We start from the raw sequence: 21,624 nt of genomic DNA, 5'->3' as shown, positions 1-21,624 counted from the left end.
AATCGCCATCTTGTTACAGCAAAAACATTTTTTTGCATTGTCATGCCGGACTCCGTTCCGGCATCGCCTTTAGTTTTTAATTAGAAACCTTGAATTGTTTCGGTGCGGCGTAAGCCATTTGCACTAGAATGTCTTTGCCGGTTTCCATGAGTTTTTTGGCCTGTTCGGCGAGCGTATCGCTGTCGTTTTCCTTGATGACCTTGCTCAAGTGCTCCATGGCCGCATTCACATTAGACTTTGTCTGGATGCGGAGTTCGCCAATGTCAAAGTGCGCACGGCGAAGAATCGTTGCGTCGGTCTCTTTGGCGATACCCTTTTCAAGTAACGTAATTGCCGCTTCCGGAATCTTCTTTTGCTTGGCGGTTGCTCCCCATTCAATCCATTGCGTGCTCGGAATTTCGGCATAGCAGCCTGCAATCCTATTTACGGCATCTTTCACATCCTGGAACTTGACCGGTTCTTCTTGCAAAAGCGCTGTCAGCCCGTATTGCAACAGGCGCGCTGCACTCTCGTTTTCTCCGTTGCTTGCCGCCTGCAGTCCGTTTTCAATCATCTTGCGAGTGTGTTCGCCAGGGGTGACTGTTTCTTCGTTCTTTTGTTCGGTAACGACCTGCTTGGCGCCGCCTTCAGAGCGGTGTGGCATGAAGTAACCCGCAAGCCCGCCTAGAGCAAAGAAAAACGGAGACAGCACGGCGACCGCATTGAAAATTCCCGGGTTCAAAAACCAGTCAATCGCCATGCTCCCGACAAGCGCGAATTGTGAAATCTTGCTCACGTAAGACGGAATGGCGTCTTTTTCCTTGTCAAAAACATTTGCTCCCAGCAAAAAGCAAAGCATCAGACTTACGCCCATGTAACGCTGCGTTGCGAACTGCCCAAAGAACGAAGTGTCCACGAGCAAATCCACAAAGAACCCGCTGATAATAGCGATTACCACCGCATAAACATAAATAAAGAACGCGTGCCAGCGCTTTTCAAGCTGCATCAGCGCGAACATGAAAAATACGGCGAAGAAAATATACGACCAGATGCTTGGTACTAGCAAACTGCAAGTGAGAAAACTTTCGGTATTGCCACGGCTAGGCTGGTATGCCCAACGGTAACGGATGAATTTGTCCGTGTAATTATAAATCCGTTTCTTGAGCTCCGCCTCGTATTGTTTGTCTGTAGGGTAGCTGCCGTGCTCCGCGGCATATTGCTCTTTGCCCCCCTGATTTTCCCACCATTCAAGGAATTCCACTTTTATTTGCTCAATGCGTTCCTCGATAATCGGCGTTGGGTGCTCGACTTGGTAACGTTCCTTGTAGAGCTCGAACTCTTGCATCTTGATGGTGTCATTTGGCGTGAGACCCACATTCTTAAATTCTTGAGCACGCTCCTCTTCCCACCATTTGTCAAAGGATTCGTGAATATCCTTTTCTTGGCGTATTTGTTGGATTGTCGGGTTTAGGGTCGTCTGGAAGTTGAAAACCCCGAGGACAGCGATCGCTAAAAGCGTCACGTAATGATGGAATTTGAAAAACCGGAACGGTTTTAGGAGGATGCTCAATATTTTCTTCATACCAATGAATATAAACAAATCATTAGTGAAGTGTAATTGGGCTAGGGGGCGAAATGTAGGCTAAAAGCGTTCTAGAACGTGCGTTTGCTGTACTCGTTCAGCTGGTTCCACAGAAAATCGGTATTTACGTCCCGGAATCCCTGGGCGTTGACCTCTTCGCGGAGCTTGTGGGCGAGAGCGAACAGGTTTGGGCTCTTTTTCATGCGCTCGTTCACATCGAATGTGGTGAGGGCGTCAATCCAGTCGTGAATTTCCGGGAAACGTTCATCGTTAAACACGTTTTCGCGGCCGTTCTCGATGTAATCCATGTAGCGCTTGGTTATCAGGCGCCCTTCCTCGGTATAAATTTCCTTCGCCTTGGGGTAAAGCTTTACGCCGGTGAGGTATTCGTGCATGACTGCGCCGAAACTAAAGTAGTCCACGGCGTACGTGATGTTTTCGCTGGACTGGGCAAGTTCGGGGGCGCTGTAACTTGGCGATGAAAGTCCGCCACCTTCGGTAACGGTTTCGCGCATCTTGGCCTGGGCGTAACCAAAGTCGCAGAGTAAAATCTTGTGGTTGTTCTTGTGCGCCGGATTCTGGCAAAGGAGCAAGTTCTTGGGCTTGATATCCTTGTGTACAATTTGGTAGTAATGGAGCTGGCTTATGGTGTTTGCAAGGTAGGCGATTTGAGCCACGCGCTGCAAAAGTTCTTCGTCAGTGAGCTTTGGCTTGATGACTCTATCAAGCGAGCAACCCTTGATAAACTCTAGCTTGAGGTAAGGGTGGCGACCAGCGATGCCTCCGCCAAAAGACTGTACCACGCCTTCGATGTTTGTCGCGCGGATGAGGTTATTGATGCGAATTTCATCTTGGAACGCGCTCAGGAGCATGTTCAAACGGTGCAGGCGGTTCTTGCCGGGCGGCGCCCAGTACTTGCAGATTTTTACGACGATTTCTTTTTCGTCATAGCGCTTTTCGTCGCGCGGGTGTTCAATCCAGAGCTTTGCGCGGTAAAGCTGGTTTGTGCCTACGAGCGAAAGCGGCTCGATAAGCTCGATGCGTTCTGCGTTGCCGTTGTGCTTAAAGTCAGGGTTGTGGTCGAACCACCGCTGGTATTCTGCCATGGTGTAGTTCGGGCGGAGCGCCAAATTGCGCGAGACCCTGTCCATCGTTTCTGCCAAATTGTTCCAGAACATGAAAGAAAATTAGCAAAAAAGGTGACCCCGGCACGGAGCCCGGGGTGACAGGGGCGACAAAAAAGATGCCCGCTTACTTCGACTGCGCTCAGCACAGGCTCCGGCGGGCATGACTTTGTTACTTCTTCTTCTCTTCGTTTTCGGCGTGGGAGCGCGCGAACGTGACCTTTTCTTCGCTTTGTTCTTCGAGCTTGGACGTGATGAAGTCGTAAGCCTCATCGACGGTGTCGCAGAACTTGAAGAGCTTGAGGTCTTCGGGATTGATCATGCCCGTTTCGGCGAAAAATTCCCAGTTCAGAGCCTTCTTCCAGAAGTTCGAATCAAAAATCACGACCGGCATCTGCTGCGCATACTTATCGGTCTGGATAAGCGTGAGCATTTCGAAGGCTTCGTCGAGCGTGCCGAATCCACCAGGGAAAATAACGAGCGCACGAGCCATGCGCAGGAACCAGTATTTACGGACAAAGAAATAACGGAACTGCAAGTTCAGTTCGTCATCGATGTACGGATTGCAATGTTGTTCGAAAGGCAACTTGATGTTCAAACCGACAGAAGGCGTACCCACGTCAGATGCACCGCGGTTGCCGGCTTCCATAATGCCCGGACCACCGCCCGTCATGATGGCGTAGCCGTGGTGGCGCTTGTTTATCCACTTGCCGAGCTTGGCAGCGAGTTCACGAGCTGCATTGTAAGAATCCGCGACTTTGGAGAGTCGGTCAAGCCTTGCAAGTTCCTTTTTATCCTTGCAGCCCTTGCGGCGTTTTTTGATTTCGTCGGGCGGGAGTGTACGTGCCGAACCAAAGAACACGATAGAATTCTTGATATCTTCTTGTGCAAAAACTTGTGCAGGCTGGAAAAATTCAGAAAGGAATCGAATGGGGCGTGCGGCATCGCTTTCCATAAATTCGGCGTTGTGGTATGCCATCTGCCCTGGAATCGTGCGTACTTTTTTCGGTGCCATAATGCGAACCTCTTAATTAAGTTTAAATTGATTCATTCTTGTCATTCCCGCGAAGGCGGGCGGACAGCACTTAGCGCTTTAGTGCTTAGTGCGCATGGCCACCAAGGTGGGAATCTCCTATTTTCTTTTAAAAGGGAGATGCCCGAATAAATCGGGCATGACATTGTTGTATCTTATTGAATAATATACGTTAAAATGGCTTTAGGGGCGAAAAAATAAGGTTTTTATCTTCTTACTTGGACTAACATTTATATATTAGTGGTATGCTAGTAAAAATGTGGACAGATAATTTTGTCATTACGGGCGAAATCGACACGCTGCGTGACGAACGCCTCACGGACTATATCCGTGAAAACAAGGATTTTATTGCGGTGACGCAGGTACGCGTTTGCGACAGGAATGAGAAGGACCTGTTCCGTACGCACTTCCTCAACGTCAGCACCAGTCACATCGAGATTATTCTCCCGGCTGAATAATTACCACTCGATTGCAATCTTTGCGACGAGGAAGCGGCGGGAGACTTCATCGAGCTTGGCCGGGTCAATCTCAATGCCAAGCAACCCTGCAAAAATGACAAACGGACTGGGGGTTGTCCCCTGGTTGTTGCACTTGACGCGCACAACCATTGTTCCGTTTTGAATATCAATTCCAAGAACCTGCTCGTTCAAGTCCATCTGCTGACCGCGGTGGTTCGTGACAATTGGCAATTGCTTTTGTTCGAACTTTTGCATAAGGTCGGCGGGGATGCTTTCGGGCGTGTGGCGGTAGACCATCGCCTTCGGGAAATGCTTCGAGAGCTTTTCCTTCAAGGGCTCGATGTCCACGATTTCCATGCCGCGCGGGAACGGAGCGCTGAGCTTTGCAATAATGGCGGGTTTACCTTCGGCGGAGAGGTCGAGCTTTTGCAATAAATCAACGCTGATGACTTCGCAGTAAGTTTCAAGTCCAAGCGGCAAGGCCCCCATGTTCACAATGCGGGGCTTCGGGCTGAAGCCTTCGCTGAACTTGATCGGGATGCCTGCGCAAATGAACGTGCGTTCGAAGAAACTGAGCATGTTGTGGTGCGGCAGGAATCGGCTGATGCCAGTCTTCTTGAACGTAATCTTGTAACTGTAGCTCACCTTCTGGCTCGGGCGGCGTTCTGCCACGAGCTTCTTGATTTCTTCAGGGGTACGGCTCGGCGCCTTGTGGCGCACAGGGTCGTCGGCGAGGACGATTTCTTTGCCGAATCCCGGGATACCGCAAGCTTGGCAATCACCCCATTTGCAGTTCGGCACGGGTGCGGAATTCGGGTCGAACGCCTTTTCCCATTCGCGGCGCAAGTATTGCTTTGTCGTGCCTGCGTGAATAAAGTCCCACGGGAAGACTTCGTCCTTGTCGCGTTCGCGGTAGACCCAGCTTGTGTCGTAGCCGCATTCTTGCCAGACTTCGAGCCATTTGTTAAAGTCAAAACGATAGCTGTCGCTTTCGAAGATGATGCCCTTCTTGTAGGCGGCGTAAATGACTGGACCGAGGCTGCGGTCGCCTCGGCTGTAGACTGCTTCCAAGAAACTTGTTTCCCAGGCCGCCCAGTTGATTTTCACGTTCGGATGCTTGAAGAACTTTTCGCGCACGTAGCGGATGTGCCCGAGTGCTGTTTCTTTGTCCATAAACGGAGCCCATTGCAGGCCAGTAAACGACTTCGGGATGAGAATGCCGATACTCACCGCAATTTGAATGCCGCGGTTATACTTGCGCCCGATTTTCACGAGATTGAAGATGAGCTCGCAGAACGCCTGCATGTCATCCAGGTTCTCGGTCGGAAAGCCAATCATCGTGTAAAGCTTAATCTTGTTGAACCCGCTAGAGAAAGCGTGTTCGGCGGCGTCGTACATGTCCTGGTCGCTGATGGTCTTGTTGATCATTTTGCGGATGCGTTCAGAACCTGTTTCCGGTGCGAACGTGGCGCTACGACCGCCTTTGAGCGCTGCAACCTTTTCGGCGAGACTTTGTCCGAAACTATTGACGCGGATACTCGGGAGGCTTACATCTACGTTATCGTAAAAAGGGTCATCGATAATGGAATCCGTGAGCGCTTCGACCGGCTTGTAGTCAGCGGTCGAAAGTGACAAAAGACCGAGTTCGCGTTCGCCAGTCGCCTGAATGCCCGCCTTTGCAATGTCCAAGACATCGTCCGGATTGAGCTCGCGGCACGGCCTGTACCAAATGCCCGCCTGGCAGAAACGGCAACCCTGCGCACAACCACGCATCACTTCCACGCTAAAACGATTGTGAACAAGTTGCATGTTTGCAATCAAGTTCTTGATGGGGTAGTCTTTTGGGTCCAAAACCGGGATGAACTGGCGACGTACACCGTTCGTTTTTTCGTAAGAGCCCTTTGCGGGTTCTGCCGGGACAATCACGCCGTATTCGTTCTTGACAACCTTCATCAAGCTCGGTACGTAAACGCCATCAATTTTAGACAAATTTTCCAAAATCTGGGCGCGCTTGAGGCCCGCCTTGCGTCCTTCGCCAACGCAACGCACAAATTTGACAATCAGCTTTTCGCCATCGCCAATCATGAACGCGTCAAAGAAATCCGCGACCGGCTCCGGGTTCCCCATCGAGGGTCCGCCCGAAACGACAATCGGGTCGCTTTCGGCACGGTCTTTTTGCCATGCCGGAATCCCAGCGAGTTCAAGCACGTACGGCACGTTTGTAAAGTTTAGTTCGGTCTGGAGCGTAAGCCCCACGACTTCGTAATCCTTGACCGCCGTATAGCTTGCGTGCGTATAAAGCGGAATATCGTACTTCTTCATCTCGGCGGCCATGTCGTCCCACGGCGCAAAAGCCACTTCGCAAAGCAAATCCGGTTCGCGGTTCAGCACATGGTACAAAATTCTGAGCCCGTTGTTGCTCATGCCGATTTCGTAAGTGTCTGGGAACACAAACGCCATGCGTGCAAGCATTTTGCTGTGGTCTTTGATGACGCTGTTCGCTTCGCCACCCATGTAACGGGCGGGGGATTCTACTGCGGGGAGTGCAAGTGCGATTTTCTCAAGGATTGTCATGTTGGTAAATATAGAATAGAATGGGGAAGGGTTGTCTTTTTACGAGTGATAATCTATATTCAGGATATGGCTGACAAATACAAAATCCCATATGTGAATATGTGCATCCGGCTTTTTGCGAAGCGTTTTCGATTGTCGCTTCAGGCTGCAGCAAGTTATTTATGTGATTTCAAAGGCGTTCGTTTTCTCGATGAATGCTATTCTTCGGAACACCTTCTTCCTGTAGAAGATGCATTGAATGACTTGGTTGTTGTTTGCAAAAATAATGGGGGCACAATTGGATGATTCTTTATCATGGGACAAATAGCGATTTTTCTGAAATAGATTTGAAGAAAACAAAGCCTTATAAGGACTTTGGAAGAGGCTTTTATGTGACTGATATCCAACGTCAAGCGTATGAGTTGGCTAAAAATCGTAGTCGTATTTTTGGAGGAAATCCTGTTGTCCAAGAATATGAATTTGATGAAAGTATTTTTCAATCAAATCAATTGAGATTATTACGATTTGAAAAAGTGTGTGTTGAATGGGCTGAATTTATTTATAAAAATAGAAGTAGTTCTGCTAAGTTTACTCATAACTATGATATTGTTGTAGGTCCGATTGCTGATGATGGAGTCGCTTATTTGCTGAATATGTATGAAGACGGCCTACGTACGTTAGAAGAGTTGGCTAAGGAACTTGAGTATAAAGACTTGAATAGTCAATATTGCTTTTTAACAGAAAAGGCTGTTTCTCTTTTGCGGAGGGTTAAGTAATGACTACGGCTCAAAGCGAATCATTGGTTTCGAGGATTGTTGAAAAAAATGTTCAATCTTTGATGAATGAGTTTTCTTTGGATATGGAAACTGCTTTCAATTTTGTTTATAAGTCAAAGATTTTTGATTCTTTAAATGATCCTAGTACGGGATTGCGGGCTCGAAGTGCTGATTACATCTATGAATTCGTTCGCGAAGAGTTTTTGCAAAAGGGCTAAGTTTTATATCGCACATTAATAGTTCCATCCTTTTTGTATCAATGAGTATCGTAGAGAAACTTCGCTTTTAAGGGGCTGTTTTAAAAATTCTTTACAGCCATGCCCTGTAATATTTTAATATTATTTATGGTATGAATATCGTTAAATATATCTTTTGGTTGGTCGCCTTTTTGATGGGCGTTATTGCTGCATATGTAGTCCCCGAAGAAACCATGTCCATCGGGGCGAAGTTCATATTTGTCGGAGCTTGGGGCGCAGTACTCGGCTTCGTTTTTTATACCGTCTGCAGTCGGCAGATTGAAGCCATCGAAAACGATTTTAACGAGGTGCTGAACAAGCCGCAGCCCAAGGACACACAGTTCGTGTCGGTTCGCCTCCAAGAAGAAAAGAAGAACCCGCTCCCGCCGGGTGCAATCCCCGCCGCCGAAGCCCTCAAGCAGCAGCCCGTGCCCGCTTCCATCAAGAAACTCGATGCAGCCGCCCTCAAGGTCGGGTTCCCGCTCGAAGCCTGGAACGGCTTTAAGCTCGGAATTCTCCGCAACCGTCCGTTTACCGAAGTCATCGACGCCATGCAAAAGCTCTTGCCGGAACTCTTCCCCGAAGCTTCTGGCGTACTTTATATGTACGGCGGCGTGCAGACTGAACTCTCTCAGATTTTCCGCTTTGGCCCGAACGTCATCAGCGACGAAACCGTGCTCCCGGCTGAATGCGCAAGCTTCAATACCGGCGACATCGTCGTGACCGACTACAGCTCGCCCGAAGTCCCTAGCGGTTGTACGCACTTGCACCACCGCCCGAAGGGCATCGCCATTTGCGCTCCGATCGAAGGCCTTGAAGAACACTTCGGCATCCTGACCCTCCAGGTCGATAAGCTTCCGGAAACAGAAACCAAGGAATACTGGCAGGCCAAGGTGAGCATTGTCGCTACCGCGTTTGGACTTTACGTGGCGAACCAGGACCTCAGCATACGCTTTGAACAGCACAGCATCCGCGACGTGCTGACCGGTCTTTTTAACAAACGTTATATGGAAGAATCGCTCAGCCGTGAAATCACCGCTGCCGTGCGCCACAAGTCGCCCATTGGCATTGTGATGCTTTACCCCGATGCTATCCCTGCCGTGCAGAACGCTCAAGGCCGCCATGCCGTGGAACAGCTCTTCTGGGAACTTGGACAGCGCTTGCCGAGCTACATCCGTGGCGAAGACATCCCGTGCCGCTACTCCGACGACGTGTTCTGCGTGATTATGCCGGGCGCTGACCTCAACATCACGAGAAACCGTGCCGAACGTATCCGCAACGAAATCTCGCAGCTCCAGATTGCATACGGCGAAGGGATCCTCGCGACCACGCTCAGCATGGGTGTTGCCGTGATGCCGACCCACGCAAATGATGCCGGCTCGCTCATCTACACCGCAGAAGCCTCCCTCCAGATGGCAATGCAGGCCGGTGGCAACCGCGTCGTCGTTGCAAACTCTGTGATGAAGTAAGCGTCAATCCAGTTAAGTCTTGTAAAGCCTCCTGCGGGAGGCTTTTTTATATGTATAACCGTGCTAAAATGGAAGTGGACTTCCTGTTTAGCACGGATTTTTGAATTCAGGTCGGAAAAAGTGTATGATTTGGCCGATTTTAGCCTCGAAAAAATGTCGAAAAGTGCAGAAAAACATTTCTATGTTGAAAAAATGGAATTTTTATCCATGTTTTATGTTGAATTTTTGTAATTTTTGGTGTATTTTTATATTGAATTTTTGGAATTTTTCTCAAAGAGGCGAATAAGTGTTGTTCAAACGTAAGGTTTACGATAAGTTGCTGGAATGGAAAAAGTCTTATTCGGGACGGTACGCTTGCTTGTTGGAAGGAGCCCGTCGTGTGGGAAAAAGTACCATTGCTGAGGAATTTGCGAAAAATGAGTATGACTCCTATATTGTAGTGAATTTTGCAAATATAACGGAGGAAATGCTTGATGTTTTCAAAGATATAGCGAAGTTGGATGTTTTTTTCTTGCGACTTCAGGCTGAATCGGGAATATCCCTCAAGGAACGAAAATCTGTCATTATTTTTGATGAAATCCAGCTGCAACCCAAAGTTCGGCAGGCTATCAAGTTCTTGGTAAAGGATGGTCGTTACGATTATATTGAAACTGGATCACTCATTTCTATAAAGAAAAATGTTCAAGGGATTGTAATCCCCTCAGAAGAACATCGGATAAGTGTGTATCCCATGGATTATGAGGAATTCATGTGGGCTATAGGGAAGGACCCGAATACCATCCGAGAGATTTATAAGGCGAATACGGCTATTGGAAACTCAACAAACAGAAGTTTAATGCGAGATTTTAGGCTTTATATGGCTGTAGGCGGTATGCCCCAGGCCGTAGAAGCGTATATTCAAAAAGAAAATTTTGAATATATCGATAATGTAAAAAGAAAAATATTAAATCTGTATTTTGAGGATTTGAAAAAAATTGATCCGACAGGTCGATTGTCTAATATTTATAAGGCAATTCCTAGCCAATTAGCCTTAAAAAAGAAACATTTTGTCCTATCTTCTGCGATTGGAAAACGGCAAACCGCAAAAGATGAAAGTCGTTTCTTTGAATTATTGGATTCAAAGACTGTTCTTTGTTGTTATCATGTTTCTAATCCCGATTCGGCCCTTGCTCAGACAAAAGACTTGGAGCGATTTAAGCTGTACGCGTCTGATACCGGGTTGTTTATTTCTTTGATGTTCGACGATTCGAAACAAGCTAATGAAATATATGCAAAACTCTTAAGCGACAAATTGGATGCTGATCTTGGTTATCTGTATGAAAATGTTGCAGCCCAAATTATTACCGCTAGTGGCAAAGAACTTTATTACCATACCTGGTTGAAAGAAAACAGTTCCCATCATTTTGAAATAGATTTTTTGCTTTCTAAAGGAAACAAAATTATTCCTCTGGAAATTAAGTCTTCTGCTACACGAAACCACGAATCTATTGAAAACTTTGTAAACAAATATTCTAAAAAAATATACAAGGAATATCTGTTTTCTCAAAAGGATGTTGCTCATGTGGGACAATTGCTGTTAAAACCGCTGTATTTGCTGCCTTTTATGTTGGAAGAATTTTAGTTTTTAGTGATAATTATCTTTGAAAGTAAAGAATTTTAAACAAACAGGGCTGAAAACAGTGTGACGGTCGTCACACCTCCGGTTGATATATTCCAAATTGGAATATAAAAAACAGATGAAAATCCCTTTTTCGTAAAAAATTATCTATATATAGTTCATCGGAAAGTTTGGTTAATATTTGCGAAATTTTACGAAAAACGGCACTTTTAAGTTGGAATATACTGAGTCATGACAAAAACGTGACAAAAGTTTGACAAAAGTATTGCTTTTCGGGAAAAAAGTGGATATATTACTGAATGTAAACGAGCAATAACGCTCAAAACAAGAATGTGTCACAAAAACAAGGAGAACACACTATGAAGAAGCAAGGTTTTACCCTTATTGAATTGATGGTCGTGATTGTTATCATGGGCATCCTCGCCGCAGTCGCAGTTCCGAAACTCTTCGGTATGATTGCTAAGTCCAAGGCCTCTGAAGTTGGTCCGGCAGCTGGAACCTACGTGAAGTTGCAGGATGCACACGCTGCTGAAACTGGTGCATTTGGTAACTGGGCAAACATCGGTTACATTGCTCCGGGTTCCAAGACTAACTCAAACAGCTACTCAACTACGGTATTCGATTATACCGGTGCATTCACAAACGGCACTAAAGATGGAACAACCATGGTTGGATTACTTAGTGACAATACTGAAGGATGGAGAGCTACTGCCAAAACAGCTCTGAACGATTGCAAGATTGGTAGCTATTGGATGATTGTGTCGTCTAAAGCCGGCAATGGAGCATCTCTTAGCTTTACTGCTAGTATCACGGACCTGGGCAATAATAAAGATAACGTCAACTGCAAGTCTTTGACTGCAAACTTCACCAACATTGGTCACGAATAATCAATTGTCTGAGTTGATAAAGAACTTCAAAAGCCTTCCCTTTCGGGAAGGCTTTTGCAATATTATAACCAGTTTCAATTTTTTTGTGCTTAAACCTATTTTTACAAAATTTTTTCAAAAACAGGTGAACCAAAATCTCCAAAAAAGCGTGTTAACTATATGGATGGAGAATGTTTCTTCGTTCAAAAAAATGGAGATTTTAGAATGAATATAGATGACGAATCCTTATTCGAAACATATGACCATATAAATGATGTTGAAAGCGCTAGAAAATAATTTGAGGGGCAAAAATACCTGGATCCTCGATGCGATCCCGCATTTAGGGCTCTGCTTGACAGCGAAGATGCGCTCGTGAACTTTCTGAACGCAATTCTGCATTTTGAAGGCGAAAATGCGATTCATTCGCTGACTTATACCGTTCAACAGGATGAAGTTTTTCATTTGCCAGAACCATACCGTGTTAAGTTTGATATAGGAGCCAAGACCAAAGCCGGAAAGCGAATTGATGTTGAAATGCAAAAGCTCAAATTGAACGATTACATTGACCGAATGATGATATACAATGCTTTTCTGTTGTTGCGAGCGAAGAACGACTACAATAAAGAAATAGACTTTCAGAATATGCCTGACGCCAAAAAGAAAAGGTTCCGCTACAAATTACCAGAAATCTATTCTATTTGGATTATGGATTACCCTGTTCAGTTTATGGAGGATGTTTATAGAGATGAAGTTGGCCTTTACAATCAGTCCAGTGTCGGTAAGGACGGTTGTATTCCAATTTCTACAAAAAATAAGTATATTATTGTAGACCTTACCAAGTTTGACAAGCCGAAAGACAAACTCAAAACGGATGAAGACCGTTGGCTTTATATTTTGAAGAATGCAGGTTCTTCTAGTTCGCTGCCGGAATTTGAAAATCCCACTTTCGAAGATGCTCTAAGGCGAATTGAATGCGATACGGCAAGCGATGAACTCTTAATCAAGCAGGCGAATATGAAAGATTTTCTCTATGCATATAGTGATGCTATTGATGAAAGCTTTGAAAAAGGGCGTGATAACGAGCGTACAGCAACTGCGCTTGACATGCTCGCAGATGACAAACCCATTGAAGAAATCGTAAAATATTCGCATTTGCCTAAAGAAAAAATATTAGAATTGCAAAAGACGCTGGCAACTAAAGCCGATAAATAACGGAATCGGTTATATATAGTAAAAGCCCTCCCGATGGGAGAGCTTTTGAAGTTTTGTAATCTTTTAAAGATTATTGGTGGGCAATGTTGCCAAAGTTTGCAGTCAAAGACGCGCAAGACGTGGAGTCACTATTTGCAGCCGGGACAATCTTAGCAGTATAAGCAAGAGCATCACCAGTACCAGACTGTTTGAAACTCATCTGCCAAGTGCTCTTAATTCCACAGTCGTTCAAAGCTGTTTTTGCCTCAGCTTTCCATCCATCTGCATTGGAAGTAAGTTTGTTAACCATGGTCGTATTATTCGTTGAGCCTGTGAACTCATCGGTATAATCAAAAACATTGGTGGAGTATTTTTTATCATTTGATGCATCCTTAGCACCCGGAGCAATGTAGCCGATCAGCTTCCATGTACCAGCGGCACCAGTTTCAGATGCATATGCATCCTGCAACTTCACGTAGGAAGTGGTGTAAAAGTTGGCTATTTATGCAAAAAAAAACACGTTTTTTACAATATTATATGGTCAGAAAACGGTTCCCTTTTAGAAAAAATCCAAAATAGACCAGCAAAAGCAATATAGCTAGTTGACTTAAACTGGTTGTTTTATTTATATTTATAGTATGACGAAGATGGAAATGAAATCCTTGCAAAAAAAAGCGAAAGCGGCATACGAAGCGATGTTGCATTTTCCTGTTTATAACGAAAATAGGTTCCGCAGGATTAACAACTTGCCCAAATTGTCAACGAAACAACTCTCGAAATGAGTGAAGGATCCTTTTTCCCATTAAGACAGCCTCATAAAGGGGATTTCTATTGCGAACCGCTTTCTAAAGCCCATAAAGCGGTAATAAAAACTTTTCAACCGTCTCATAGCAAAGGAAAAAATTTAGCGATATATCTCAAGAAAAAGGCTTTGTCGGATATAGAAAACGGGATAGCAAGAACATTTCTTGTCTTTGAAGATCCCGGCTATCTTTGCGGATTTTTTACGCTCAAAGCAGGTTTATTTCCGTTAGAAGCGAAGGGTAAGCTGTTCTACACTTTGCCGGGTATTGATTTGGTGTATTTTGCCAAGAACGGAGCTTTTGTTGGTAACGGCAACACAGATGTTGGCTCAATAATGTTCTTTGATTTCATCCTGCCCATTGTTCGTGAAGTAAAAGAATATATTGGGGCGTCCCATTTATACATTTATGCTATTCATGAAAGCCCGTTGCAAGAAACTTATAAATCTAAGTATGGTTTTTCTTACCCTCCGGCTCCTGTAAAGGAATTCATTGAATCGCATATAAAACCAGATTACGACGAAGATTGCGATTTCATGTTCATTCATTTAGGTGGAGAAAATCTGCAGTCAAAAAATCGTCAGCCGAAATCTAAGAAAAAGATATCTCGTAAATAAAACATAATAACCGAAACTATACGAAATTGTATACTATCCGTCATTGTATTTTTTAGAAAAATGAGTGGTATTGACGTCCTTTCCTAAATAATCTATATGCATATACTGATATGCATTATGCTCTTATAAACAAGGAAACACCTCTTTGTGACTTCATCATCGAAGGTGAAGGTGAACTTGAATTATGCGAAATCGTAAAAATATATGCACCATTGCCATTATGGTGTGAAAATATTGATTCGTGGGTAGCTGATAGAAGTTCTGCAAAGCACCGTAGCCACATAAATAAAATACTGAAATTATGCGGTGGAAAAACAAAGAGCGGTTTTATCACTTTGACGCATTGTCTTTCCTTGACCGACACTACCTAACCGTTTTGATGAGGACGTTTCTAAATTTGCGTTTAACGGACATGATGTAGCTAATTTACAAAAAATAAGGATATTTCCTGAGCTCACAACAGATGGCGCTTACGATAAATGCTGGTTGAACGAAAAAGACGGAATCCATCTTATAAAAACAGGGAGTGCAGGAGCAAGAAACGCAGGATTAGAACCCTATAGTGAAGTTCTTGCAAGCCAAATCTTTGAACGGATTTGCAAGTCCGTAAAATATGATATGAGAAAATACGATGGTCGAATTGTGTCTGATTGCAAAATTTTCACAAGTCAGGAATATGGTTATAAACCTGTCAGCCTTTTCTTGAAGAATGGTGTGAAATACGGACTTCCCGAAACTCTTGAAATTTATCGCGAATTTAATTGCGAAGACGAATTCCGCCGTATGGTCGTGGCGGATTGTATTACGTTGAATTCAGATAGGCACTTTGGAAATTTCGGTTTCTTAGTGAATAATGAAACCTTTGAGCGTACCGGCTTGAATCCATGCTTTGATTTCAACATGGCTTTTGTCCCTCTCGCCGAAGACGGCTTTGATTTCGGCATACGAGCTGATGGATCAAAGGCAGACTTTGACGAATACTTGTCGAAGCGAGGCCCTGTAATCGGAAGCGATTACGTTGCTCCAGCTCGTGCAATTCTCACGCCTGAAATCAAGAAAAGCGTAGAGGAAATTCGTGAGACTCCATTAACAGTGTCATGTGATGATCGATTCACCGAGAAGCGTCTTTCGCAGATGAACATGATAAAGAACGTCCAATGCAAACGAATTCTTGGTTTTGATTCAAAGTGGAAATTTTAAATTTCCGTTTGAATTAATTTCCCGTTCTTTAATTCAGAATCTAGCAAATCGTAATTGTAGGCTGAACTTTCCGTACAAAGGCCTGTTGATGGATTTTGTAGCAACTCAAAAGTTTTTGAATTGTAGATGAGGCCCAATGCCGACTGTAGAGAAAGACTACGTTCTTCCATCAGCCATTTAGCCATATCGCTGACGATTCCCTCAACTAGAAATTCTTGTTTTGGTCTCATACTTAAAATTCACGGCACAACATTATTGAATCTGACCTCCGTTTCTTTGGCAGATTGCTGTCAAATCTTCAACGGTATCTTCAAAAGAAAGCAAATGCTCAGCCCCATAATGTGCTTCTAAGAAATCCATTCCTTTAAATAGGCTCAGATAATTAAATGCCTGCTTTACCGAAAGTGCTTTTGCTTTCGCAAATTCACTAATAGCAGCCACAGTCCATGTTATTTGCTTTTCCATATAGAGAAATATATAAAAATGAATCATTCGGTCAATATAAAACACATACACGTGAAGTTGCTGCAGACTTACTTCACCGAAAACAACCAGATTGGTAGTTGGAATATGGTTGGTTATATTGCTCCGAACAGTGGCGAAACGACTAACTTCTATTATGGTACTGGTGTTGCTCTGAACACGAACTCCCAGAATGCCACAAATGTTGTTGGTTGGGCTGCTGATAACAGGGTCACTCTCAACAATTGCCCAAAGGGAAACGATGTGAATAGCGCAAATAAGGTTGGTGCAACAGCTGCAGCTCATTGGCAGATCTTGGTATCTGTCAATACCGCAAATGCTGCTGACGTGACATTCCAGTCTGTAGCAGCAAACACTACAACTACAGCAGAATGCTTGGCTCTTACTCCTAGTTTCGAATCTATCAAGTAATATTTAAGAAAACTTAAATATAAAAAGACTCCCTATTTAATAGGGAGCCTTCCTTTTTATAATCTTTCCAGATTATTCGTGGCTGATGTTCTTGAAGTTTGCTGTCAAAGAAGAGCATTCAACACCCGTGCCATCGATAGAGGCTTGGTACTTAACCGTTGCACCCGTACCTGCAGCAGCAATCTTGACATGCCAAACACTGTTAATCGGGCAATCATTCAAAGCTGTTTTTGCCTTAGCTTCCCAAGCATCTACGAAAGACGAACCAAGAGCGTTGACCATGGTTGTACCTTGGTTTGCACCAGTAAACTTATTATCGTAATCGAATACTGTGGTTGAATAACTTTCGGCACTACCTCCATTTTTTGCACCTGGAGCGATGTAGCCAATGTTTGCCCAGTTTCCTACTGCACCAGATTCAGATGCAAAAGCATCCTGCAACTTCACGTAGGTTGAGGTCATTTGGGAAAGTGAAAAAATTAGTTCAATATCACGAAAGGCACCCATCGTTTGTAGAAACGTTCCTGAAATTTTATTGGGGATAGGATGGGGTTGTGGTCGCCTTGAACAATGAATCTTGTTTTGGGGTACTTGTGTGCTAGTTTGGCGATTTGAATGAGTGTGCTATTAAGTCGTTCTGTGTAGGCAGAGTCTACTGCATCAGCGTTGCTGTTGTATATGTCTGAAAATTTTGCCAGTGGAAATTTTGTATCTTGGGTTGTCCATGCGATAAAAAGCTTTTGCGTTGTGTCTGCGAGGATACTATTGATTTTGCTAATTACTTTAACATCGTTTAAGACTCTGTTGTTTGTATTTTTGCCGTAATAGGCCTCGCTAAATCCAATGACTTTGATATACTTGTATCGTTGGTGTTCTAGGCTGTCACCACCGAATAGAAATGTTGTCTTATAGCCGATGTTACTGAGTTCTTTAGGTAGGAATGTTGTATCGCGTTTTCTAGTGACGGAATCGCGCATGATGGTTTTAATTAAATCTTCTCTTTCGGCAGTTCTAGTACGGCTGTACATGCGGTTGTGTATGCCGACAACAGTTGGAGTGTTGAAATTTTTTAGTCGCTCTTCGAATCGTTGAATGTCTAGTGGAACGCCCCAGCTTTCGACAAGAATGATGACGTTATTGCGGGTTGTATCTATGTAGTCCCGAGTAATAGTTACTGAATCTGTAACTGTGTACTTATCGTAAAATTCATTGGCTATTTTAGTGCGTTGGACGGGCTTGGGTGCGGTTCTTTCTAGATAGTCGATTGTAGGAAATTGAGCGAGCGGCTGTGCTGCGTATTGGTTGTATGCTTCTAGATGTAATATGAGCGCTACGAAAAGAATGAAACATATTGTGTTAAATTTGAAAGGTTTGATTTGCCAAACCATCGCGATGGCGAGTCCACAAGTGACGAATGGGATTAATCCGTACCAACCTGTGCTCCAATTTTTTATGGCTAGGAGATTCTGTAAATCAATCCAGGCGATAATGAAAAGTAATGCGATTGATGGTATTAGGATCCCTTTTAACTTTTTGAAAAATACAATAAATAGCAGTATTGCAAAATATTCATAACCAAATAGCCCGCGGACAATATTTTGACCTTTCTCAAAAGTCAGTAAAAAGGGAACAATTGTAATGAGCGAACTTGCAATCAGCGGGTAGAGTAGTTTTTTCATTATTTACCCTCCGCTTGTTGAACGCTTGAATTGACAAGTCTGTATTTAAAGAATGTCATATCACCAATAGACTTGAGTGTATCAACGGCTACGCTGTCATAATAGTGGCGCTGCAAAAATCCTGCAAGACCAGGCTCGTTTAGAACGATAACATTGTCTTTGATGACGTCTTTTATGGGATTGGTGATGTCAAATTCATTGAGGGCTTCGGTTACTTCGGGTAAATAGGGTGTCCAATATCCGAATGATACTGTACGCTTGAAAACCCCTGGTGGTGTCGCTAAATAGGGTGGATTGCGATGGTGGCTGAATCGCATGAATGCGTTCATGGATAGTAAGAACATCTTGTCGGGTTTGCTGTCTATGTAATTGAATACTTGTGCGTAATCTGTAGAGTCTTGAACGACGATAGTTCTCATTTGCCCATTGACTGGATTGCGGACCATGGTTCCTGAACTAGCGTATGAAATGGTATTTGCTGTTGCGATTATGCCAAGAATTGTAAAAGCGAGTTTTTGTGAAATTGAAATTGTGATTTTGTTAAATAAAGGAATTGCTAGAACAGCAGCGTAAAGCCAAAAGCCGCTTTCGACTCGGTAAACAAGACGTCCAATAGCGAGTAAGTGTGCCATTAAAGCAAGTATCAGAATTAGGGATGTCCATGCATACAGATTTTTTTTTGAGTTCGTAAAATAAATGATTAGGCAAAAAATGAACCATGTCCAGAAAAGTGGTGAGTGTAGAGATTTGCTGAGAGCATTGAGTAAATTGCGTGGAATGTCTTGAATCGGATTTTCATCTCGATAAGGCGGGATTATGTCTGTGTAGCGCTTAAGGCTATCTGCTGAAAAAATTTCGGTGTCGTAATGAACCCATTTTGTGAGCATGAGGTAATCTTTGCTGGATAATCCAAGTTCTTCGACATCTTCTAATACTGCGTTTTGGTTGTAATTGCTATTGTCGCCTAAAACTATGCGAGGTCCTTGAAATTTATTGAATGCTTCGTATTCGGGAGCCTTATATATATTTTGATCGAATGCGTGCATGCCGAATGCGCCTGCAAAAAGAATTGCAAGCCCAGCAATGACGAGCCTCTTGGCTGACCAACATTCGCGTAGAATAAATAACAGCCCAAGACAAAAGAAAGGCAAACCCATCAAGAATGCTTGCCAGCGCATTACGGAACCCCAAAGCATTAGGAATATGCCTAAAATAAACGGAGCTATAGTTCGAAGAATGCTCCAAACGTCATTGTGAGCCCCATTAGGGGCGTGGCAATCTAGTGAAATAATGCCGTATGCAAATAACAACATTCCTGCTGCACTCAAAATCGATGCGCATTGTGTAAATTGAACCACCAAATAAAAGTCGCTTGCGAAAAGGGCCGTAAATAGAGCCGCTAGAATTGCTCCCCAACGTTCTCCGCATCGCTGTAATAATACGTACCCAATGACAGTGAAGGAGAGAAAAACCGAGAACATTTCGCCTATGTAATACCAGCCAATTGCGGGGAATAGGTGGTAAAGAGGCAAAAGGGCGTATCCGTAAATAGCGTTGACGAAAATCAAGTGTGGATTGTAATCTGTGCCGAGCGAGCCTGTGAGACGAGCTGCCATAAAGTAGTCATCGACGGCGCCAAACTTAAGGTCGCCGAAAATCAGGCATAAAGCTAAAAAGAAAAGATTAATAACTAAAGAGAATGTGAGTGCGCGTTTAAAAGGCATGTGAAAAATATATATTTTTTTGATATGATTCGCGTTTGTCAGGTGCTTCATGGAATTGTGGGCGGCGGTTCGGAACAGGTGGTCTTGAACTATTGTTCTCGTATGCACGATATCCATTTTGATTTGCTGTATCAATATGAGCCGAACTCGCAAATTTTGGAACGGTTCCGCGAATCTGGAATAAATTGCATCCAAATACCAGACAAGGTCCATCATCCGATGAAACATTTATGGACGATGTTTAAGATTTTTCGTAATGGTAATTACGATGTGGTCCACTGCCACTTGGATTGGTTTATGAACAGCTATGTGTGCTTCTTGGCAATGCTTGCTGGCGTCAAGAAACGTATTGCTCATCACCACCAGGCTTACACCATAGATACGTCATTTCGGACCCTGCCCCGGAATCTCATTTGCTCTATAATGCGTATCCCTTGCAAATTTTTTGCGACTCATTGGCTCGCTTGCGGCGAATCTGCTGCAATTAACGGCTGGGGTAAAAGAGCTGTACAGAATGGCAAGGTGATGATTTTACCCAATGCTATCGATCCTGAACGATTTAAATTCAGCGAATCTGCCCGGCGAGAAATCCGTGCGAAATATGGAATTGCCGATTATGATTTTGTAATTGGGCATGTGGGGAGATTTTTTCCTGAAAAAAATCACAAGTTTATTATTGAACTGTTTTCGGAATATTCGCAGAACCATAGTAATTGCAAATTACTATTGGTTGGGAATGGTCCGCTTCAAGTTGAAATCCAGGACTTAGTAAAACAAAAAAGTCTTGAAGATAAAGTTGTTTTTGCAGGACTGCAAAAAGATGTGGTTGGATTCTATAGTTCGATGGATGTGCTGCTGCTGCCGTCAACGCGTGAAGCCTTCCCGATGACGCTGGTGGAGGCTCAATATAATGGATTGCCTTGCGTAGTGAGTTCTGCTGTGCCAAAGGAAACTGCAATAACGGACTATGTATTCCCATTGCCAATTGATGATGCAAGGTCTTGGTGCGAAATGTTAAGCTCTCCGAATGTGGTTGTTGACCGCAAAAATCCGCAGATAAAAAGCGAACGATTTGATATTAGAAAATGCTATGGAATGCTGGAATCACTTTATCAGGTTGTATAATTTCATTACCAGTTTTTTTCCGAAAATTCGAATCATAAAATTTGCAAAACGTTGTTTAGTGCCAATCCATGATGCCGCGTAGTGGTGGATTGTATGTGTATTTTCTGTAATTTGAATTTTTCCAAATTCTGAAGGTTTGGGGCAGAAATATTCGGCGGGATAGAAGTTCGCTCCTCCGAATTCGATAATGCAGGGTGTTGGTTGTAAGCCTTTTAAAATCAGCATTTCAGAAAAATATCCAACAATCGTTTTTTTATTGAGCTCGCCAGATGCCGTTTCGAACTGCATGTTGGCGTATAAGTCTAGCATTTCTTTTAATAAATGAAATTTTGGTTCGCAGGCAAATCCGAGGCCTGGATTACATGCGAAAAAGCTTTCGTTTTCAAAACCGAAAAATGATCCTTTTGCGAGAATATCATCTAGAGATTTGATAACCTCAACGTCTGTGTCAAAATAAATTCCGCCGTATTCATAAAGAATTTTGAAACGTGCGTAATCGCTGACGAATGCGTATTTCTTATGTTTATAGGCTTGCGCTGTATAGGGGATGCTGTTTACGTCAAAGTTATCTTCGTTCCATTCCTTTATCTCATAATCGGGCAGAAACTTGCGCCATGATGCAATGCATTTTTTTGCAAGAGGGGGCAACTTGTTATGGCCGAACCAACAGTAATGTATGACTTTAGGGATCATTGAA

23 protein-coding genes are annotated in these 21,624 nt (G+C 43.8%); 12 read left to right on the top strand and 11 right to left on the bottom strand.

Translation table 11 applies throughout. The features are described 5' to 3' along the window. Nucleotides 1-76: 76 nt before the first annotated feature. From B3A20_RS13800 to B3A20_RS13790, 3 genes are all read right to left on the bottom strand, one after another. Entirely contained in the window at nucleotides 77-1,561 is a 1,485-nt protein-coding gene (locus B3A20_RS13800; RefSeq protein WP_290765949.1) for a hypothetical protein, read from the bottom strand. A 71-nt stretch (nucleotides 1,562-1,632) separates the two neighbouring features. After that, complete coding sequence (locus B3A20_RS13795; RefSeq protein WP_290765947.1) at nucleotides 1,633-2,724, bottom strand: protein kinase domain-containing protein; 1,092 nt, start codon at nucleotides 2,722-2,724, stop codon at nucleotides 1,633-1,635. 133 nt (nucleotides 2,725-2,857) lie between these two features. Continuing rightward, on the bottom strand, nucleotides 2,858-3,700 hold the full coding sequence (locus tag B3A20_RS13790; protein WP_290765945.1) for a TIGR00730 family Rossman fold protein: 843 nt from the start codon (nucleotides 3,698-3,700) through the stop codon (nucleotides 2,858-2,860). 263 nt (nucleotides 3,701-3,963) lie between these two features. Here B3A20_RS13790 and B3A20_RS13785 point away from each other — a divergent pair, with 263 nt between their 5' ends. Continuing rightward, nucleotides 3,964-4,176, top strand: a complete 213-nt coding sequence (locus tag B3A20_RS13785) for a hypothetical protein (protein ID WP_015732184.1) — start codon at nucleotides 3,964-3,966, stop codon at nucleotides 4,174-4,176. On the opposite strand, the gene B3A20_RS13780 is transcribed toward B3A20_RS13785, so the two are convergent. Continuing rightward, a complete protein-coding gene (locus tag B3A20_RS13780; RefSeq protein WP_290765942.1) occupies nucleotides 4,177-6,750 on the bottom strand; it encodes a TIGR03960 family B12-binding radical SAM protein in 2,574 nt (857 codons plus the stop codon). Nucleotides 6,751-6,816: 66 nt separating this feature from the next. Between B3A20_RS13780 and B3A20_RS15575 the strand changes: the two genes are divergently transcribed. From B3A20_RS15575 to B3A20_RS13750, 7 genes are all read left to right on the top strand, one after another. Next, complete coding sequence (locus B3A20_RS15575) at nucleotides 6,817-7,035, top strand: DUF3791 domain-containing protein (protein WP_085491075.1); 219 nt, start codon at nucleotides 6,817-6,819, stop codon at nucleotides 7,033-7,035. After that, nucleotides 7,032-7,505: a DUF3990 domain-containing protein gene (locus B3A20_RS13775; RefSeq protein WP_085491074.1), complete on the top strand. Its 474-nt coding sequence runs from the start codon at nucleotides 7,032-7,034 to the stop codon at nucleotides 7,503-7,505. The genes B3A20_RS15575 and B3A20_RS13775 overlap by 4 nt, the downstream gene beginning before the upstream one ends. Next, nucleotides 7,505-7,723 carry a hypothetical protein gene (locus tag B3A20_RS13770; RefSeq protein ID WP_163443573.1) on the top strand — a complete coding sequence of 73 codons (219 nt, stop codon included), beginning with the start codon at nucleotides 7,505-7,507 and terminating at the stop codon, nucleotides 7,721-7,723. The genes B3A20_RS13775 and B3A20_RS13770 overlap by 1 nt, the downstream gene beginning before the upstream one ends. 131 nt (nucleotides 7,724-7,854) lie before the next feature. Next, nucleotides 7,855-9,210 (top strand): GGDEF domain-containing protein, encoded by a 1,356-nt coding sequence (locus B3A20_RS13765; protein ID WP_290765940.1) that lies wholly within the window; start codon nucleotides 7,855-7,857, stop codon nucleotides 9,208-9,210. Between the two features lie 286 nt (nucleotides 9,211-9,496). Next, nucleotides 9,497-10,831 carry an ATP-binding protein gene (locus B3A20_RS13760; protein ID WP_290765938.1) on the top strand — a complete coding sequence of 445 codons (1,335 nt, stop codon included), beginning with the start codon at nucleotides 9,497-9,499 and terminating at the stop codon, nucleotides 10,829-10,831. Nucleotides 10,832-11,187: 356 nt separating this feature from the next. Next, nucleotides 11,188-11,715 (top strand): type IV pilin protein, encoded by a 528-nt coding sequence (locus B3A20_RS13755; RefSeq protein WP_290765936.1) that lies wholly within the window; start codon nucleotides 11,188-11,190, stop codon nucleotides 11,713-11,715. A gap of 294 nt (nucleotides 11,716-12,009) precedes the next feature. Continuing rightward, the gene (locus B3A20_RS13750; protein ID WP_290765970.1) at nucleotides 12,010-12,906 is read left to right on the top strand and encodes a PD-(D/E)XK nuclease family transposase; all 897 of its coding nucleotides are present in this window, start codon (nucleotides 12,010-12,012) and stop codon (nucleotides 12,904-12,906) included. A gap of 70 nt (nucleotides 12,907-12,976) precedes the next feature. Here B3A20_RS13750 and B3A20_RS13745 read toward each other — a convergent pair whose 3' ends face one another. Then, nucleotides 12,977-13,360, bottom strand: coding sequence for a hypothetical protein (locus B3A20_RS13745; protein WP_290765934.1), 384 nt, complete (start codon nucleotides 13,358-13,360; stop codon nucleotides 12,977-12,979). A 303-nt stretch (nucleotides 13,361-13,663) separates the two neighbouring features. Between B3A20_RS13745 and B3A20_RS13740 the strand changes: the two genes are divergently transcribed. Together B3A20_RS13740 and B3A20_RS13735 are read left to right on the top strand one after the other, a co-directional pair. After that, complete coding sequence (locus B3A20_RS13740; protein WP_290765932.1) at nucleotides 13,664-14,305, top strand: hypothetical protein; 642 nt, start codon at nucleotides 13,664-13,666, stop codon at nucleotides 14,303-14,305. A gap of 486 nt (nucleotides 14,306-14,791) precedes the next feature. Further along, entirely contained in the window at nucleotides 14,792-15,505 is a 714-nt protein-coding gene (locus B3A20_RS13735; protein ID WP_290765930.1) for a hypothetical protein, read from the top strand. On the opposite strand, the gene B3A20_RS13730 is transcribed toward B3A20_RS13735, so the two are convergent. Beyond that, nucleotides 15,502-15,735: a hypothetical protein gene (locus B3A20_RS13730; RefSeq protein WP_290765928.1), complete on the bottom strand. Its 234-nt coding sequence runs from the start codon at nucleotides 15,733-15,735 to the stop codon at nucleotides 15,502-15,504. The genes B3A20_RS13735 and B3A20_RS13730 overlap by 4 nt on opposite strands. A gap of 22 nt (nucleotides 15,736-15,757) precedes the next feature. Further along, a complete protein-coding gene (locus tag B3A20_RS13725; RefSeq protein ID WP_290765926.1) occupies nucleotides 15,758-15,946 on the bottom strand; it encodes a DUF3791 domain-containing protein in 189 nt (62 codons plus the stop codon). A 129-nt stretch (nucleotides 15,947-16,075) separates the two neighbouring features. Between B3A20_RS13725 and B3A20_RS13720 the strand changes: the two genes are divergently transcribed. After that, complete coding sequence (locus B3A20_RS13720; protein WP_290765924.1) at nucleotides 16,076-16,399, top strand: hypothetical protein; 324 nt, start codon at nucleotides 16,076-16,078, stop codon at nucleotides 16,397-16,399. A gap of 72 nt (nucleotides 16,400-16,471) precedes the next feature. Here B3A20_RS13720 and B3A20_RS13715 read toward each other — a convergent pair whose 3' ends face one another. From B3A20_RS13715 to B3A20_RS13705, 3 genes are read right to left on the bottom strand one after another with little or no spacing between them, the layout of a single operon-like run. Continuing rightward, nucleotides 16,472-16,861 (bottom strand): hypothetical protein, encoded by a 390-nt coding sequence (locus tag B3A20_RS13715; protein WP_290765921.1) that lies wholly within the window; start codon nucleotides 16,859-16,861, stop codon nucleotides 16,472-16,474. Between the two features lie 17 nt (nucleotides 16,862-16,878). Then, on the bottom strand, nucleotides 16,879-18,078 hold the full coding sequence (locus tag B3A20_RS13710) for a hypothetical protein (RefSeq protein ID WP_290765919.1): 1,200 nt from the start codon (nucleotides 18,076-18,078) through the stop codon (nucleotides 16,879-16,881). After that, complete coding sequence (locus B3A20_RS13705) at nucleotides 18,078-19,802, bottom strand: hypothetical protein (protein ID WP_290765916.1); 1,725 nt, start codon at nucleotides 19,800-19,802, stop codon at nucleotides 18,078-18,080. Before B3A20_RS13705 ends, B3A20_RS13710 begins: the two co-directional genes overlap by 1 nt. On the opposite strand from B3A20_RS13705, the gene B3A20_RS13700 reads away from it, so the two are divergent. Further along, nucleotides 19,803-20,927 carry a glycosyltransferase gene (locus B3A20_RS13700; protein ID WP_290765914.1) on the top strand — a complete coding sequence of 375 codons (1,125 nt, stop codon included), beginning with the start codon at nucleotides 19,803-19,805 and terminating at the stop codon, nucleotides 20,925-20,927. Here B3A20_RS13700 and B3A20_RS13695 read toward each other — a convergent pair. Continuing rightward, complete coding sequence (locus B3A20_RS13695) at nucleotides 20,907-21,620, bottom strand: glycosyltransferase family 32 protein (protein WP_290765912.1); 714 nt, start codon at nucleotides 21,618-21,620, stop codon at nucleotides 20,907-20,909. The genes B3A20_RS13700 and B3A20_RS13695 overlap by 21 nt on opposite strands. Nucleotides 21,621-21,624 lie beyond the last annotated feature (4 nt).

The organism is Fibrobacter sp. UBA4297, assembly GCF_002394865.1.
In the GTDB taxonomy this organism is placed as follows: Bacteria; Fibrobacterota; Fibrobacteria; order Fibrobacterales; family Fibrobacteraceae; genus Fibrobacter.
Note: the sequence above shows the minus strand (reverse complement) of the source record. Positions and strands in the feature narration are given on the sequence as shown.